The organism is Fertoeibacter niger (assembly GCF_009380135.2).
Taxonomy (GTDB): domain Bacteria; phylum Pseudomonadota; class Alphaproteobacteria; order Rhodobacterales; family Rhodobacteraceae; genus Fertoeibacter; species Fertoeibacter niger.
Window position 1 is genome coordinate 332,460 of the sequence record NZ_WHUT02000004.1, and the last position, 14,780, is coordinate 347,239.

Annotated in this window: 19 protein-coding genes; 10 read left to right on the forward strand and 9 right to left on the reverse strand. The window is 64.5% G+C overall.

What is annotated here, in order from left to right; translation table 11 throughout:
* Position 1 precedes the first annotated feature (1 nt).
* The 9 genes from GEU84_RS09420 (at position 2) to GEU84_RS09460 (ending at position 8,981) form a co-directional block, all read left to right on the forward strand.
* On the forward strand, positions 2–376 hold the full coding sequence (locus GEU84_RS09420) for a hypothetical protein (RefSeq protein ID WP_174539704.1): 375 nt from the start codon (positions 2–4) through the stop codon (positions 374–376).
* Positions 373–942: a MotE family protein gene (locus GEU84_RS09425; RefSeq protein ID WP_174539705.1), complete on the forward strand. Its 570-nt coding sequence runs from the start codon at positions 373–375 to the stop codon at positions 940–942. The genes GEU84_RS09420 and GEU84_RS09425 overlap by 4 nt, the downstream gene beginning before the upstream one ends.
* Positions 943–1,020: 78 nt before the next feature.
* Positions 1,021–1,890 (forward strand): flagellar motor stator protein MotA, encoded by an 870-nt coding sequence (motA, locus tag GEU84_RS09430; protein WP_174539706.1) that lies wholly within the window; start codon positions 1,021–1,023, stop codon positions 1,888–1,890.
* A 95-nt stretch (positions 1,891–1,985) separates the two neighbouring features.
* Positions 1,986–3,956 carry a hypothetical protein gene (locus GEU84_RS09435; RefSeq protein WP_174539707.1) on the forward strand — a complete coding sequence of 657 codons (1,971 nt, stop codon included), beginning with the start codon at positions 1,986–1,988 and terminating at the stop codon, positions 3,954–3,956.
* A 230-nt stretch (positions 3,957–4,186) separates the two neighbouring features.
* A complete protein-coding gene (locus GEU84_RS09440) occupies positions 4,187–4,708 on the forward strand; it encodes a transglycosylase SLT domain-containing protein (RefSeq protein WP_241427628.1) in 522 nt (173 codons plus the stop codon).
* A gap of 1 nt (position 4,709) precedes the next feature.
* On the forward strand, positions 4,710–6,785 hold the full coding sequence (locus tag GEU84_RS09445; RefSeq protein ID WP_174539709.1) for a flagellar biosynthesis protein FlhA: 2,076 nt from the start codon (positions 4,710–4,712) through the stop codon (positions 6,783–6,785).
* Positions 6,782–7,555 (forward strand): flagellar biosynthetic protein FliR, encoded by a 774-nt coding sequence (locus tag GEU84_RS09450; RefSeq protein WP_174539710.1) that lies wholly within the window; start codon positions 6,782–6,784, stop codon positions 7,553–7,555. The genes GEU84_RS09445 and GEU84_RS09450 overlap by 4 nt, the downstream gene beginning before the upstream one ends.
* Positions 7,552–8,634, forward strand: a complete 1,083-nt coding sequence (flhB, locus tag GEU84_RS09455; RefSeq protein ID WP_174539711.1) for a flagellar type III secretion system protein FlhB — start codon at positions 7,552–7,554, stop codon at positions 8,632–8,634. The genes GEU84_RS09450 and flhB overlap by 4 nt, the downstream gene beginning before the upstream one ends.
* Entirely contained in the window at positions 8,631–8,981 is a 351-nt protein-coding gene (locus tag GEU84_RS09460) for a hypothetical protein (protein ID WP_174539712.1), read from the forward strand. The genes flhB and GEU84_RS09460 overlap by 4 nt, the downstream gene beginning before the upstream one ends.
* Positions 8,982–8,997: 16 nt before the next feature.
* Here the strand turns inward: GEU84_RS09460 and GEU84_RS09465 are convergent, their stop codons facing one another.
* The 9 genes from GEU84_RS09465 to GEU84_RS09505 are packed head-to-tail and all read right to left on the reverse strand — an operon-like array spanning position 8,998 to position 13,441.
* On the reverse strand, positions 8,998–9,450 hold the full coding sequence (locus GEU84_RS09465; protein WP_174539713.1) for a flagellar basal body-associated FliL family protein: 453 nt from the start codon (positions 9,448–9,450) through the stop codon (positions 8,998–9,000).
* Between the two features lie 9 nt (positions 9,451–9,459).
* Positions 9,460–10,176: a flagellar basal body L-ring protein FlgH gene (gene flgH, locus GEU84_RS09470; protein WP_174539747.1), complete on the reverse strand. Its 717-nt coding sequence runs from the start codon at positions 10,174–10,176 to the stop codon at positions 9,460–9,462.
* Positions 10,177–10,181: 5 nt separating this feature from the next.
* A complete protein-coding gene (flgA, locus tag GEU84_RS09475) occupies positions 10,182–10,610 on the reverse strand; it encodes a flagellar basal body P-ring formation chaperone FlgA (protein ID WP_174539714.1) in 429 nt (142 codons plus the stop codon).
* Positions 10,610–11,395 carry a flagellar basal-body rod protein FlgG gene (gene flgG, locus GEU84_RS09480; protein ID WP_174539715.1) on the reverse strand — a complete coding sequence of 262 codons (786 nt, stop codon included), beginning with the start codon at positions 11,393–11,395 and terminating at the stop codon, positions 10,610–10,612. The genes flgA and flgG overlap by 1 nt, the downstream gene beginning before the upstream one ends.
* 9 nt (positions 11,396–11,404) lie before the next feature.
* A complete protein-coding gene (locus GEU84_RS09485) occupies positions 11,405–12,118 on the reverse strand; it encodes a flagellar hook-basal body complex protein (protein ID WP_174539748.1) in 714 nt (237 codons plus the stop codon).
* Positions 12,119–12,120: 2 nt separating this feature from the next.
* On the reverse strand, positions 12,121–12,387 hold the full coding sequence (locus GEU84_RS09490) for a flagellar biosynthetic protein FliQ (protein WP_174539749.1): 267 nt from the start codon (positions 12,385–12,387) through the stop codon (positions 12,121–12,123).
* A complete protein-coding gene (fliE, locus tag GEU84_RS09495) occupies positions 12,387–12,671 on the reverse strand; it encodes a flagellar hook-basal body complex protein FliE (RefSeq protein WP_174539716.1) in 285 nt (94 codons plus the stop codon). Before fliE ends, GEU84_RS09490 begins: the two co-directional genes overlap by 1 nt.
* A gap of 12 nt (positions 12,672–12,683) precedes the next feature.
* Positions 12,684–13,061: a flagellar basal body rod protein FlgC gene (flgC, locus tag GEU84_RS09500; RefSeq protein ID WP_174539717.1), complete on the reverse strand. Its 378-nt coding sequence runs from the start codon at positions 13,059–13,061 to the stop codon at positions 12,684–12,686.
* Positions 13,061–13,441 carry a FlgB family protein gene (locus tag GEU84_RS09505; protein ID WP_174539718.1) on the reverse strand — a complete coding sequence of 127 codons (381 nt, stop codon included), beginning with the start codon at positions 13,439–13,441 and terminating at the stop codon, positions 13,061–13,063. The genes flgC and GEU84_RS09505 overlap by 1 nt, the downstream gene beginning before the upstream one ends.
* An 82-nt stretch (positions 13,442–13,523) precedes the next feature.
* On the opposite strand from GEU84_RS09505, the gene GEU84_RS09510 reads away from it, so the two are divergent.
* Positions 13,524–14,780 (forward strand): FliI/YscN family ATPase (locus tag GEU84_RS09510; protein ID WP_174539719.1); only part of this gene is annotated, 1,257 nt, incomplete at its 3' end.

A 14,780-nucleotide genomic window follows, 5' to 3' on the forward strand; every position in this document is an offset into this window, starting at 1 on the left:
CATGGATGTCATCGCCGATATTCTGATGGTGGCAGGTGCTTTTGGCGCTGCCGTCTACTGCTATGTGCTGGCGCAGCGGCTGAAACGTTTCACGACCCTGGAAAGCGGGATGGGCGGTGCCATTGCCGTCCTTTCGGCGCAGGTCGATGACATGACCCGGGCGCTGGAGCGGGCGCAGGCGGCTGCGGCCGGATCTGCCACAACGCTTGAGGCGTTGACCGCCCGCGGAGAGGCTGTGGCAACGCGGCTGGAATTGCTGATGGCCTCGCTGCACGACCTGCCGGAACCGAAGGTCACAGGCACCGAAGCGACAGATCACCGGCCACGATTCGCACGACGGCGTGCGTCGCGCGACATGCAGGAGGCTGCCGAATGAGCGCAAGACGGGGCCGTAGGGCCGGACGCGGCACACTGATCATCCTTGCGCTGCTGCTGGCCTGTTCTGCGGCATTGCGGATCGGTGCGGGCGTTGGCGTGGCACTGGCCCGCGCTCCGGACGCGGGGGCAGATGCTGACGCGCCTCTCGTCTGTCCCTCGCCGCCGCTTGCCCTGGCCGAGGCCTTGCTGGCTCGCGAGAATCAGGTGCGGGTGCAGGAGGATGCCCTGGCACAGCGTGTTGCCGCGCTTGCCCTCGCCGATGCCGCCATCACCCGACGGATGGCGGCGCTTGAATCCGCCGAGGCTGATCTGGCCGCCACGCTGGCGATGGCTGACGGCGCGGCAGAGGCCGACCTCGCGCGGCTGACAGCGGTGTATGAAACGATGAAACCGAAAGACGCGGCCAATCTTTTTGCCGCCATGGACCCGGAGTTTGCGGCCGGTTTTCTGGGCCGCATGCGCCCGGATGCGGCTGCCGCCGTTCTGTCGGGCCTGCCTGCCGAGGCTGCCTATGCCATCAGTGCACTGCTGGCCGGACGCAACACCGCCGTGCCGACCGAATAGACGGTGAGGCTTTGTTAACCCGGCTCTGTCAGCTTTGCCCCTGGGCGCAGACAGCCCGGCACGCAGCAGGAGAACAGCATGATCGGCCTGATTGGCATTGCGGTGATCTTCGTCATGGTCTTCGGCGGCTATCTTCTGGCCGGTGGCAAAATGGGCATCATCCTGAAATCGCTGCCTTTCGAGATGATCATGATCGGGGGCGCTGCAACCGGCGCTTTCCTGCTGTCAAATGATTTTGCAGCGGTGAAGCATACGCTGAAAGATGTTGGCAAAGTGTTCAAGGGCGCCCGCTGGCGGCCCGCTGACTACCGTGATCTGCTGTGCCTGCTGTTCGAACTGATCCGCATCGCGCGCAACAATCCCGTGGGGTTGGAAGAACATATCGAAAACCCGCACGAATCGGCCGTTTTCACCCGCTACCCCCGCATCCTGCACGACCATGAGGCGGTTGACCTGATCTGCGACACGCTGCGTGCGGCCTCTATGAACTACGACGATCCGCACCAGGTGGAGGAGGTGCTGGATAAAAGGATGGAAACGGCACACCACCATGCTCTGCATTCCAGCCATGCCCTGCAAACCGTGGCCGATGCGCTGCCCGCGTTGGGTATCGTCGCGGCGGTTCTGGGGGTTATCAAGACCATGGGCTCCATCGACCAGCCCCCCGAGATTTTGGGCAAGATGATCGGCGGCGCTCTGGTTGGCACCTTTCTGGGTGTGTTTCTGGCCTATGGTCTCGTCGGCCCCTTTGCCACGCGGGTGAAGGCGGTGATTGAGGAAGACGGGCATTTTTATGCCCTGATCCGCGAGGTTCTTGTGGCCAATCTGCACAACCATCCCGCCAACATCTGCATCGAAGTGGGCCGGCAGAACACGCCGCACCATGTCCGCCCCAGTTTCGGCGACCTTGAAGATGCGTTGCGCGCTTTGAAGCAGGAGGCGGCATGAAAGCCCTGATTCTCTGGTTGCTTTTGCTGGCACCTGCGGCTTTGGCGGCACCGGTGGTGGTGAAATCTGGCGAACATGCCGGATTCACCCGGCTGGTGCTGGAGCTTGATGGGGCGCAAGGCTGGCAACTAGGTCGAACAGCAGATGGCTACGCGCTGCGGCTTGACGGTACACCTCGTTTTGACCTCACCGAGGTTTACCGCCTGATCCGGCGCGACCGGCTATCGGCGATCTGGGCCGACCCGGAGACGGGCGAATTGCGTCTGGGCCTGGGCTGCGCATGCCATGCACAGCCCTTCGCCTTCCGCCCGGACATTCTGGTGATAGACTTGCATGACGGCCCGCCTCCTGACGGCTCAGCCTTTGAAAACCCTGTGACAGGCGTTGTGCTGCCTTTGCAGGCGAAAGGCGTGGCACAGCGACCCAAAGCCAGACCTGCCAGGCCCATGGATTTGCCTCAGCTGGAAGATCCGGCGCTGACCGGGCTGCGCGATGCGCTGCTGGAACAACTGAGCCGCGGCGTCGCACGTGGCGTGGTCGATATGGCAACGGAACTGCCGACCGCCGGTCCTTTGCGCCCTCTGGCGCAGATGCGGGTCGGTGCCGAGCCGGGCTTTGACGCCGCCCCGGCCGATCGCGAGGAGGGTCATCTGACAGGTGACGGTTCACGCTGTATGAGTGATGCGCAGCTTGACGTTTCGGGCTGGGGCAGCGACCAGCCTGTGGCCGCGCAGATGGCAGCGGGGACGGCCGGGCTGCTCGGCGAATTCTTTGCCCCCGACGAGGCCGGAATTGGACGGGCCCTGCGGCAATTGTTGTATCTGGGCTTTGGTGCTGAAGCATTGCACCTGTTGCGCCACTTTGGCTCCGGTTTGCCGGACCGCGCAATCTTGGACAGCATGGCACGCATCATGGATGACGGGCAAGCGCAGGATGGCGCTTTTGCCGGAATGGCCCCTTGTGACACGGCGGCAGCGCTATGGGCCACACTGGCCGCGCCACAAGGGGTACCGCAAGCGAATACCGCCGCAGTCTTGCGCAGTTTTTCGGCTCTGCCGCTGCATCTGCGCCGGCATTTGGGGCCGGGGTTGGCAGAGCGGTTTCTGGCGCGTGGTGAAACCGGGGTTGCCCGTGCGATCCGCGACGCCATTCTGCGCGCCGGGCCTGATTCTGACCCCGCGGTGCAGCTGATGAATGCCGAATTGGATATGGCGCAGGGTCAGACAGCCACTGCAGAACAGGCTCTGGCGGATTTGGCGGCGGAATCAGGCCCCGGCCATGCCGATGCGATGATCGCGTGGGTTGAGCAACTGGTGGCAACAGGGAGGCCGGTCGATCCGTCGACGGTCACGACGCTGGCTGCGCTTTCGCAAGAACATCGGGGCGGCACGCGGGAGCCCGCGTTGCAAAGGGCGCATATTCTGGCGCTGGCCGCCGCTGGTGATTTCGACTCGGCATTTGCCTTGCGTGACCAGTCGCCGGGTGCGGAGGCAGGCCTTTGGACAATACTGGCGGAAAGCGGCCCCGACAGCGCGCTTCTGGCACATGGAATACGTCCGGCAGGCGAATTGCTACCAGATGTCACAGACGCGACCCGCACCCGGATTGCAGAGCGGCTCATCCGTCTTGGCCTCGGCGCTGCCGCCTTGCACTGGCTGCAGCCTGAAACAACCGCTGGGGACGGCCATCGATTGCTTGCGGCGGAAGCTGAGCTTGCGCGGCGCGATGCGCGGGCGGCGTTGCGGCATCTGGCCGGGCTTCCGGGTGAAGCCGCGGAAAGCCTGCGCGCAAAGGCAGCATTGCAACTGGGAGATGCCGCGATGGCTGCAACGGCCTATGAGCAACTCGATGACCGCCCAGGTCAGCTTTCAGCCGCAAAGCTGGCGGAGGACTGGGCGCAGCTCGCGGCAGACAGTCCCCCGCCGTGGCAGTCGGCTGCGGTGCTGGCGACGGAACCCTTGCCGACGGCCGATGGCGCGCTGGCCCGGGCGAATGCGCTGATTGCCGAGAGTTCTGCGGCCCGCACGACGCTTACCGGCCTGTTGGCAGCCACGCCAAACCCGTGAGCGATTACCGGATGGAAAGACTCACACGCTAGCCTGTCATCACCCGGCAGAATGCCGGACACCCAAGGATCATGTCATTGACCGCACTCAAGCGACCCGGCCCTGCGAGGTTGTTCCTGGCAGTTCTTTTGCTAGCGCTGCCTGCTGGCCACCTAGGCGCCACACCTGGCGAGCTTTGTCTTCAGGCCGCCGCTGTTGCGGCGCAACGCAGTGGTGTGCCCTCAACGGTGATGCAGGCCATCACGCTGACGGAAACCGGGCGCGGCGAACATGGCAGGCTTGTGCCCTGGCCCTGGTCCGTCAATGTTGGCGGTGAAAGCCACTGGCTCGCCTCGCGGGATGAAGCCATTGACCTTGTCGCAAACGTGCTTGCCGAAGGTCGCAGCAACGTTGACGTCGGATGCTTCCAGCTCAACTATCGCTGGCACGGTGCGGCATTCGCGGCCCTGTCCGACATGTTCGATCCAGCCCAGAATGCAGACTATGCGGCTGACTTTCTGAAACGGCTTCATGCGCAGACGGGCGATTGGACTGATGCGGTCGGTGCCTATCATTCCTCCACGCCGGAAAATGCCGAACGCTATCTGGCGCGCTATGCCACTGTTCTGGCCACATTTGACCCGTCGTTGCCGCAGATGGCAATCCCGTCGGCCCGTGCCAACGGGTTTCCGTTGTTGATGGCGGGCGCGATGGGGTTGGGTGCCTCGCTGGTTCCTCGGACTGCCGCCAGGCATCGACTGATCGGAGACTGAGATGACCCTGCCACGCCTGACCCTGCGCAACCTTTTTCAACCGACGATTCTGCTTGCCTTGGCGCTGATGGCGGTGATCGTGATGATGGTGCTGCCGGTTCCGTCCTGGATGCTGGACATCGGTCTCGCGTTGTCCTTTGCGCTGGCCATCCTGATGTTCACTGTCACCCTGTTCATCGAGCGCCCGCTGGAATTTTCAGCCTTTCCCACCATCCTGCTGGCCTCGCTGCTGTTGCGGCTGTCACTGAACGTATCGTCAACCAAGCTGATCATCGGCCAGGGCCACACGGGTACGGACGCAGCCGGCCATGTGATCGAGGGTTTTGCAAATTTCATCATGGATGGCAGCGTGCTGCTGGGGGTGGTGATCTTTTGTGTGCTGATGATCGTGAATTTCGTTGTGATCACCAAAGGCGCAGGCCGGATGGCCGAGGTGGGTGCGCGTTTCGCGCTGGATGGCATGCCGGGCAAGCAACTGGCGATCGACAGCGACATGGCGGCGGGTGCTATCGGTCATGCCGAGGCAAAGGCGCGGCGGGAGAGTGAGCTGGCCGAGACGAATTTCTTCGGCTCCCTCGACGGCGCATCGAAATTCGTGAAGGGCGATGCGGTGGCCGGCCTCCTGATCACAGCGCTGAACATCGTGATGGGGTTGATCATGGGTGTGGCGGTGCATGGCATGCCCTTGGGTGAAGCCTTTGAAACCTATGCCATTCTTACGGTGGGCGATGGGCTGGTCAGTCAGATTCCGGCCGTGATCATCTCGGTTGCGGCGGCTTTGCTGCTGGCCCGCGGCGGGGCCCGCGGTGCAACGGATGTATCATTCTTCGCGCAACTGGGCAGGTATCCGGGTGCCTTGGGCACTGTCGCCGCCCTGATGGCGCTGTTCGCGCTGGTGCCGGGCCTGCCCTTTCTGCCTTTCATGATCGGCGCGGTGATTCTGGGCGGTGCCGCTGTCGTTGGCGTGCGCAGGCCGGTGGCGGCTGATCCCTTGCCACTGCTGACCGAGGTTGCCCGCGCGCGTCCGATGGGCGATGTGCTGGATTTTGACGATATCCACATCGAATTTGCGCCTGATCTGGTTGCCATGGTGCTTGATCCTGCCACCGGCCTCGATGCCCGAATCACCAATATGCGGGTGCATGTGGCCAGTGCCTTTGGCCTGATCCTGCCCGAGATCCGCCTGACCGACGAGGCGAACCTTCCGCCGGGCACCTACCGCATCCGGCTGCAGGGGGTGGAGCGTGTCCGCGACCGGTTGGAGCCGGACCGTACCCTGGTGCTGCTTGCCGAGGGAGTCCCCGCACCCGAGGGGCAGGATGTGCGTGAGCCGGTCTACGGCGCCCCCGCCCGGTGGATTCTGACGGATGATCAAGAGGATGCAGCCCTTGCAGGCCTGACTGTGGTGTCTCCGGCCGAGGTTCTGGCGACACATCTGCTGGAGGTGATGAAGGCCAATCTGGCCCGGCTTTTGACACTGAAGGGTCTGCGCAGGCTGCTGGATGAGTTCGTCAACATTTCGGATCCTGCGCGCGCCGCTGCCAACCGGCGCCTGCTGGAAGAGCTTGTGCCCGAAAAGGTGCCGGTGGACCTGCTGCTGACAGTGCTGCGCCTGTTGCTGGAGGAGCGAGTGTCGGTCCGCAATCTCCCGCTGATCCTTGAAGCGATTGCCGAAGCGCGCGGTCTGGGGGTGCCAGAGGCAATCTGCGAACATGTGCGCCAGCGGCTGGGTTTTCAGCTGGTGGCCGAGATGAAGCGTCCGGATGGTACGATCCCGCTGATCCAATTGGCTCCGGAATGGGAAAAAACCTTTGCGATCCACCAGATTGATGGCGAGCGTGGCTTGCGTGACGTGGCCCTGCCGCCCGAGGCTTTTGGTCGTCTGGCCAATGGTTTGGCCGAGCGGCTGAACCGGGCGGCGGAAACCGGCGTCTATCCGGCCCTTGTCACCTCGACGCTGCGCCGGCGTTTTCTGCGCACCGTGATGGCGGCAAAGGGGCTGAGCGCGCCGGTTCTGTCCTACGAGGAAATCGGGGTGGAGGCACGGCCTGCCATGGTGGGTCTGGTGCCGGCATGACTGACCTCACCGCTGCGCTCACCCAACTGACAGGGCTGGGGCAGGCCGCGCTCTGGTCGGCATTTCTGGTGTCTTTGCGCGTTGGTGCGGTGATGGCACTGCTGCCCGCCTTTGGCGAGCAGGTTGTGCCACAGCGCGTGCGGCTGGTGCTGACACTGGCCTTTACCGCCGTGATCCTGCCCGTGGTAGCCGAGCGGCTGCCAACTGACGGCTTTATTGTTCCGTTTGCAGCGGAAGTCGTGGCCGGACTCGCTTTGGGCATCGGTTTGCGGCTCTTCATTCTGGCTTTGCAGATCGCGGGCACCATTGCCGCGCAGGCGGCCTCGCTTTCGCAGCTGTTCGGGGGGGCGGGGCCGGAACCTCAGCCTGCCATTGCCAATCTGCTGGTGCTGGCCGGGTTGGCGTTGGCGGTCAATACCGGGCTGCATCTGCGCGCGGCCGAGGCAATGATCCTGTCCTACGACGTCTTTCCAGCGGGTCGACTTCCCCGGGCCGCCGATCTTGCAGACTGGGGTCTGGGGCAGGTCACGCGTGCCTTTGGGCTGGGTTTTACCCTGGCCGCACCGTTTGTGATTGCCTCAGTCATCTATAACGTGGCCCTTGGCGTGATCAACCGGGCCATGCCGCAATTGATGGTTGCCTTTGTCGGCGCTCCGGCGTTGACCCTCGGCGGCCTTGTGCTGCTGGCGGTGACAGCACCTGTTGCGCTCTCGCTTTGGGTGCATGCACTTCAGGCGCATCTGGCGGCCCCGTTTGCGCCGCTGCCATGAGCGAAAACGAAGAAAGCGGCGAAAAGCAGTTCGATGCCTCTGACCGGCGGCTGGAGGAGGCGCGGGCGCGTGGCGAACTTGCCCGCTCGCCCGATCTTGTCGCGGCGGCGAGTTATGGCGGGTTTCTGCTGGCCGCGCTCTATGCAGGCGGGCCCGCGTTGCGCGCGGCAGGCGATGCCGGGGCGCAGTTGCTTTCAAGTTCTGACCGGCTGGCCCCGCAGATGATGGCGCAGGGCGCCGCCCCGCTGGCCACCCTGCTTCTGGAGTTTGGCCTGGCGCTGGCGCCGTTCTTCCTGTTTCCCGCTCTGGCGGCATTTTCCACACTGCTGGCGCTGCAAACGATCGTGTTCACGCCGGACAAGCTGGCGCCGAAGTTGAACCGCCTGTCCCCCCTGCAGGGGCTGATGACAAAATTCGGTCGGTCGGGGCTGTTCGAATTCGGGAAAAGCCTGGTCAAGCTTTTGGTGATTGCGGGTATTCTGGGCCAGTTCCTGTTCCGGCGGTCGGATGACATTCTGGGATCTGTTCATCTTGCACCGGCAATCTCCACCGTCGTGTTGCTGCAGCTGCTGGTGGCATTTCTGTCATTGGTCGTGCTGATCGCCGTGGTGATCGGAGCATTGGATTATCTCTGGCAGCGTCAGGAGCATTTGCGCCGTCACCGGATGTCACGTCAGGACATGCTGGATGAGGTAAAAGGCAGTGAAGGCGACCCGGCGATGAAGGCGCAGCGCAGACAGCGCGGGCAGGAGATTGCGACCAACCGCATGCTGGCCGATGTGCCGAAGGCCGATGTGGTGGTGGTCAACCCCACACATTACGCTGTGGCGCTGAAATGGTCGCGCGGCGACCAGCGCGCGCCGATCTGTCTGGCCAAGGGCGTTGACGAGATTGCACTGCGCATTCGCGAAAAGGCTATCGCGTCCGGCGTGCCGTTGCATCATGATCCGGAAACGGCTCGGGCGCTTTACGCCAGCGTCAAGGTGGGTGAACAGATCCGGCCCACGCAGTATCGCGCCGTCGCTGCCGCCATCCGGTTTGCCGAGGCGATGCGCGCAAGGGCCGGAGTGGCGCGATGACCCGCCGTGCCGAAATGGCGCGCCTAGCGGCACTCAGCGGGCTGATCCTGGACCTGCGGCTGGCCGAGCTGAGCGTCGTGGCGCAAGCGCGCGAGGCCAGTCTGGCTCACCTGCGGGCGCTTGTTGCGGAACCTGGCGTTGGGCTGGACCCGCTGCCAGCCGCTCAGGCCGCACTGCGCTATCAGCATTGGGCCGATCAGCGTCGCGCTGCGATCAACCTGATGCTGGCGCGGCAGACGGCGGCGTGGCAGGTGGCACAGGACGAAGCGCGTCGCGCCTTCGGCCGTGCAGAGACTCTGGCCAAGATACAGACAAAACTGGAAAAAGAGCTCAGATCGCAGGGCTGACACAACCCGGCAGTGTCTAGCTGTCTTGCCGCATGATGTCGACGATCAACACATCCGACACCATGTCGCCCAGCACCTGCTTCGCCGTTTCCAGCAACGCTTTGCGCAACAGGACAAGGTTGGAGCCATCTGTGAACGCCCCGCGAAATCCACCTGCATTGGCATGATCGAACAGCACCTGAAGCATGCCGTCGCGCAGTTTCGGCTCGCGCAGATACACCGCTTCTGAATTGCCCTGCGTCACCTCGAGGCTCAACGCGAGGATCACCAACGCCGCCACTCGTCCATCTTCCACCACCGGCACGACAAACTGGTTGTTCAGCTTGACATAATCCGGTGGAGCCTGGGTTTCAGCCTTGGCTTCAGGGGGTGGCGCGTCAGAGGACGGCGCGGGACGCAGGGCAAAGCCCGCGCCGCCCCCCGCGGCAAGGCCGAGCAAAGCAAGTAGCAGGGGTAGGATCTTGCGCATGACCTGTCCTTAATAAGGCAGCAGGATGTCGGTGATCTGCTGGCCATAGCGCGGCTGCTGAACGTCGCTGATCTGGCCACGCCCTCCATAGGCCACGCGGGCACCGGCGATCTTGTCATAGGTGATCTCATTCTGCCGCGAGATGTCGGTGGGCCGCACATAGCCGGTGACGACCAGCTCGCGCAGTTCGAAATTCACGCGCACTTCCTGTTGACCTGCGATGCGCAGCACGCCGTTCGGCAGTTCTTCAACCACCGTGGCCGCCACCCGCAACGTCAGCTTTTCATTGCGCTGCACCGATCCGTCGCCCGCGTAGCTGGATGCCGAAGTGGTGCGCACCGCCTCGGCCATGCTGGCACCGGCGGGAAGCTCCTCGTTCAGCCGCTGTGGGATGCCTAACAGCGCGGGCATGCCCATCGATTCGCTGCCCGTGCGGCTGCGACCGGTAGAATTGGATATTTCAGCCTTGTCGTCGATCTCGATCACCACCGTAAGGATGTCGCCGCGCCGCCCTGCGCGACGATCAGCAAACAGTGCCGCCTGCCCACCTGTCCAAAGCGAAGAGGCCTCTGTCGGCGTGTCAATCATCGCATCCAACGGCAGAGGGGTGGCATACATCGCATGCTGCGCCGTGCCTTCGAGTGGCGAAAAATCGGGCGCCTTGCCCACGTCTCCCAGCCGACCACAGGCCGCCGGCAGCAATGAGAGCAGCAGCAGCGGATACATCCGGATCATGGCATCGCACCCATTGCGCCAACGCTTACTTCACCGCCGGCGCCTATCCGGCCCGAAACCGTGCTGCGCGAGGCAAGGTTCATCACCCGGATGACGTCACCCACACCGCCGCGTGCCAGCGCCCGGCCTTCGGTCAGGATCGACAACCCGCCACCGGCGTAGTGCAGCGCCACGATCTGGTTGCGGTCCACGATGGCGGGGGGGCCGATGTCGGCGGCGCGGATCGGCCGCCCGGCATAAAGCGTGACGCGCGCCTCCTGTCCTAGGGCCAGTGACGGATCTTCCAGTGCGCCGGGAATCGCTTGGGCCACCAGCATCATGTCTGCGGGAGCCAGGATGGTTTCGGCCCGCAGGGTGCGCGTGGCGACCAGACTGTCGGCCTGCGCGGCAAACGGAAAAACAACCAGTAAAAGCAACGACTTCATCACTTCACCTGCGTGGTGGCGGCAAGCATCTGGTCGGCGGCGGTGATGACCTTGGCGTTCAGTTCATAGCCGCGCTGCGCCTTGATCAGTTCCGTCACCTCGCGAACGGCATCGACCGAGCTCTCCTCCAGATAGCCCTGCCGCAACGTGCCCAGCCCGTCCTGTCCCGCCGTGCCCTGCAGAGGCGGCCCAGATGCGGGGCTTTCGAGGTAGAGGTTCGAACCCATCGCCTCCAACCCCTTTTCATTGGTGAAACCGGCCAGGGACAGTTGTCCCAGCAGTTCGGGCTGCACCCGGTCGGCGAAATAGGCATAAACCTCGCCCGCCGCATTCACCGACAGGCTGCGCGCATCTGCAGGAATCGTCAGGCCCGGGGCAACCTGATGCCCGTCGGCGGTCACGATCAGACCGTCGCCCGTCCGTTTCAGCGCCCCGTCGCGGGTATAGGCGGAGAGGCCGGAGGGCAGCGTAACCTCCAGATAGCCGCGCCCCTCGATGGCCACGTCAAGATCGCCGCCGGTCTGGGTCAGCGAGCCTTGTGCCAGAACCACGGACACGGCTGCGGGCCGCACGCCCAGCCCCAGCTGCACCCCCGTCGGAAGCAGCGTGCCATCCTCGGCGGCCACTGTGCCGGGGCGTGCAAGCTGCTGGTAATGCAGATCGGCAAAATCGGCGCGGCGGGCGTTGTACCCGGTGGTGGACATGTTGGCGAGGTTATTGGACACGACATCGACGCGCATCTGTTGCGCGCTCATGCCCGAGGCAGCGATCTGCAAGGCTTTCATTGGCGTCTCCTATCGGCCCAGGGTCTGGATCACGCCGGCAAGGCGTGCATCTTCACGGTCAAGAAAGCCCTGACCCAGTTCATAGGCGCGCTGCACTGCGACCATCCGCGCAATCTCGGCCACGGGGTTGACGTTGGATTCTTCCAGCGCGCCTTGCAGCAGGGTGGCACCTTCGGCCGGTTCCACCCCTGCGGCGGCGGAAAACAACGTGCCGCCCTGGTGCCGCAGGTCGTTCGGATCCAGGGGCTGCCAGAGGCCTATGCGGGCCAGCGGCTGCCCGCCGGCCGCAAGGGTGCCATCCGCCCCCAGGGCGACCGGTCCGGCATCGGGCGGCACAAAGACCGGGGCCGCGCCCTGATCCAGCAGGCGGTGGCCGTCTGCGTTGACCAACTCGCCCTCGGCATTGGGGGTGAAGCTGCCCGCGCGGGTCAGCCGCTCGCCCTCCGGGGTTTCAATCAGGAAGAACCCTGGCCCCTGAATCGCGAAATCGAAGGCCGCGCCGGTCTGCACCAGCCCCGCCTGTGAAAGGTCGATATGCCGGGCGTCGGCATGGGCCATCGACAGTGAGGGCGCATCCTGCAAGCGGGCCACATGTTCGGCAAAGATGACGCCCTCGCGCCGAAATCCCGTGGTGGACAGGTTGGCAATATTGTGGGCCACCACCTGCATTTCGCGCATCAGGCCGGACTGGCGGGTCAGTGTGACATAGGCAGCAGCGTCCATCATCAACCCTCCGCTATCAGCGGAATCAGCGTTCCGGTGAAAAAACTGACCAGCGTTCCGGTCATGAAGCTCATCGAAACCCAGAACACCACCAGCATCGCCCCGACCTTTGGCACGAAGGTCAGCGTCATTTCCTGGACCGAGGTCAGCGCCTGAAACAGGCCGATCGTTACCCCGGCCACCAGCGCCACTGCCAGCAGCGGCGCAGAGATCTGCACGGCGATCCAGAGCCCCTCGCGCAATGTGTCGTAGATCACGGCCTCGGGCATCATACCGGCATCCTCAGGATCTCCTGATAGGCCTCCACGACTTTGTCGCGCACGGCGACCACGGTTTCGACGGCAAGCTCTGACGCGGCGAGGGCCTGCACCAGCGCATGCGGGTCTGCATCGCCGGTCATGGCGGCGCGGGCAGCATCTTCGCCCGCTGCCATCGTTTCGGCAAAACTGGCGGCCAGACCGGCAAACCCCGCCCCTTCCGGCTGTGGCTCGGGGGCCACAGCCGGGCGGGCCAGCGCATAGGTCTGGGCGGCAAGAGAGGTCTTCAACTCCATTCTGGATCTCCTCTAACGGCGCAGAAGGTCGAACAGGCTCTGCGTCATCTGCCGGGCCTGGTCGAACATCCTGAGGTTCGCCTCATAGCTGCGCTGCGCTTCGCGCGCGTCAGCGATTTCGATCACCAGATCGACGTTCGAGCCGTCATAGTGACCAGTTGCGTCGGCCAAAGGGTGGCCGGGTTGATAGATTCGCGTAAGCTCGCTGCGGTCCAGCCGGGCCGTGCCGGGAGCCACCAGACCATCGACGGTTTGGTCAAAGCTGATCAGCTTGCGGCGGTAGCCGGGCGTGTCGGCATTGGCGATGTTTTCCGACACATGGCGCAGGCGCATGCTCTGCGCCTCCATCCCTGCGGCGGCGGCTGAAAGAGAGGCAAGAAGATCACTCATTACCGCCCCCCGCGCCCGAGGCTGGTCCGCAGGATGGTGGAAACGCTGCGGTAGATGGCCAGCGCCATGTCATGCTGCTGCCGGGCTTCCACCGCCTTCACCATCTCGGTTTCCAGCGACACGCTGTTGCCGTTGGGTGCGGCGCCGCTGCCGCCCGCAATGGGCCGGGTCGCAAATGCGGCCTGTGCCGGGGCATGGCCTGCCCTTGTGGCCCGCAGGCCATCACCCGCCGCATAGCTGGCGGCAAAGGCCGGCAAATCCCGCGCCTTGTAGCCCGGCGTGTCGGCCTGGGCGATATTGCTGGCAATCACCGCCTGCCGTGCCCCGGCGTGCCGGGCCATGGCCTGCGCCATTCTGGATATTTCGACTGATTGAAACATCGGGGCTTCTCCCTCGATCCGCTTCACCAAGACTTAAGGGTGATTCCTTTAGAAAGGGTTGAGCGAACAAAGAGGGAATCTGATGGCGAATGTTTTTGACGGATTGCGCGCGGAAATCGGGTCAGTCGTGCTTTCGCACCGGATCGGGCGGGTGGCCGAGATCGGGCGCGGCACGTTGACGGTCACCGGGCTGGCGCAAAGCAGCGGAATGGGCGACCGCGTGCTGATCCACGGTGCCGCGCGCCACATCGGCGGCGAAGTGCTGCGCCTGGGCCGCGATGGGCTGGTGGTTCTGGCAGATGAGGCGGCGGATGGGCTGGCGATCGGTGATACCGTGGAATTGCTGGGCCAGGCTCTGATTGCGCCGGATGACAGTTGGGTCGGGCGGATCATCGACCCCTTCGGCCAGCCGCTTGACGGGAGGCCCTTGTTTCGCGGCCCGTGCCCGCGACCACTGCGTGTGGCCGCCCCCGCAGCGGCGCAGCGGCGCAGGCTGGGGGCGCGGCTGGAGACTGGGGTTGCGGTGTTTGACACGCTGTTGCCACTGGCGCAGGGCCAGCGCATCGGGCTGTTTGCGGGCTCGGGCGTCGGCAAATCTTCCCTTCTGGCGAAATTCGCGCGCGGCGTTGCGGCGGATGTGGTGGTGATCGCGCTGATCGGCGAGCGCGGCCGCGAGTTGCGCGATTTCACTGAAAAGGTGCTGGGCGCCTATGGCATGTCGCGTTCGGTGATTGTCACCGCCACGGCCGACCAGTCGCCGCTGATCCGCCGCCGCTGCGGTTGGGCGGCGATGGCGGTGGCGGAGCACTTCCGCGATCAGGGGCAGCATGTGCTGCTGCTGGCCGATTCGGTCACGCGCTTTGCCGAAGCACACCGCGAGGTGGCACTGGCAGGGGGCGAGCCAGGCCATATGCGTGGCTTTCCACCCTCCACCGCGCATACGATCATGGCGCTGGCCGAACGTGCCGGGCCGGGGCCGGAAGGGGCGGGCGACATCACGGCGGTCTTTTCCGTGCTGGTCGCAGGCTCGGATATGGAGGAGCCGGTGGCCGACATTCTGCGTGGCGTGCTGGATGGCCATGTAGTGATGGACCGCAAGATCGCCGAGCGCGGACGCTTTCCGGCGGTTGATCTGTTGCGGTCGGTGTCGCGCAGCCTGCCGGATGCCGCGACGGCGGAAGAGAATGTGCTGATCAGCCAGGCGCGGCGCCTGTTGGGGGCCTATGACCGCGCGGAGATGATGATCCAGGCCGGGCTTTATGCACGCGGGTCGGACCCGCTGGTTGATGCGGCGATCCGGGTCTGGCCCGCACTCGATGGTTTTCTGGCCGAGGATGCG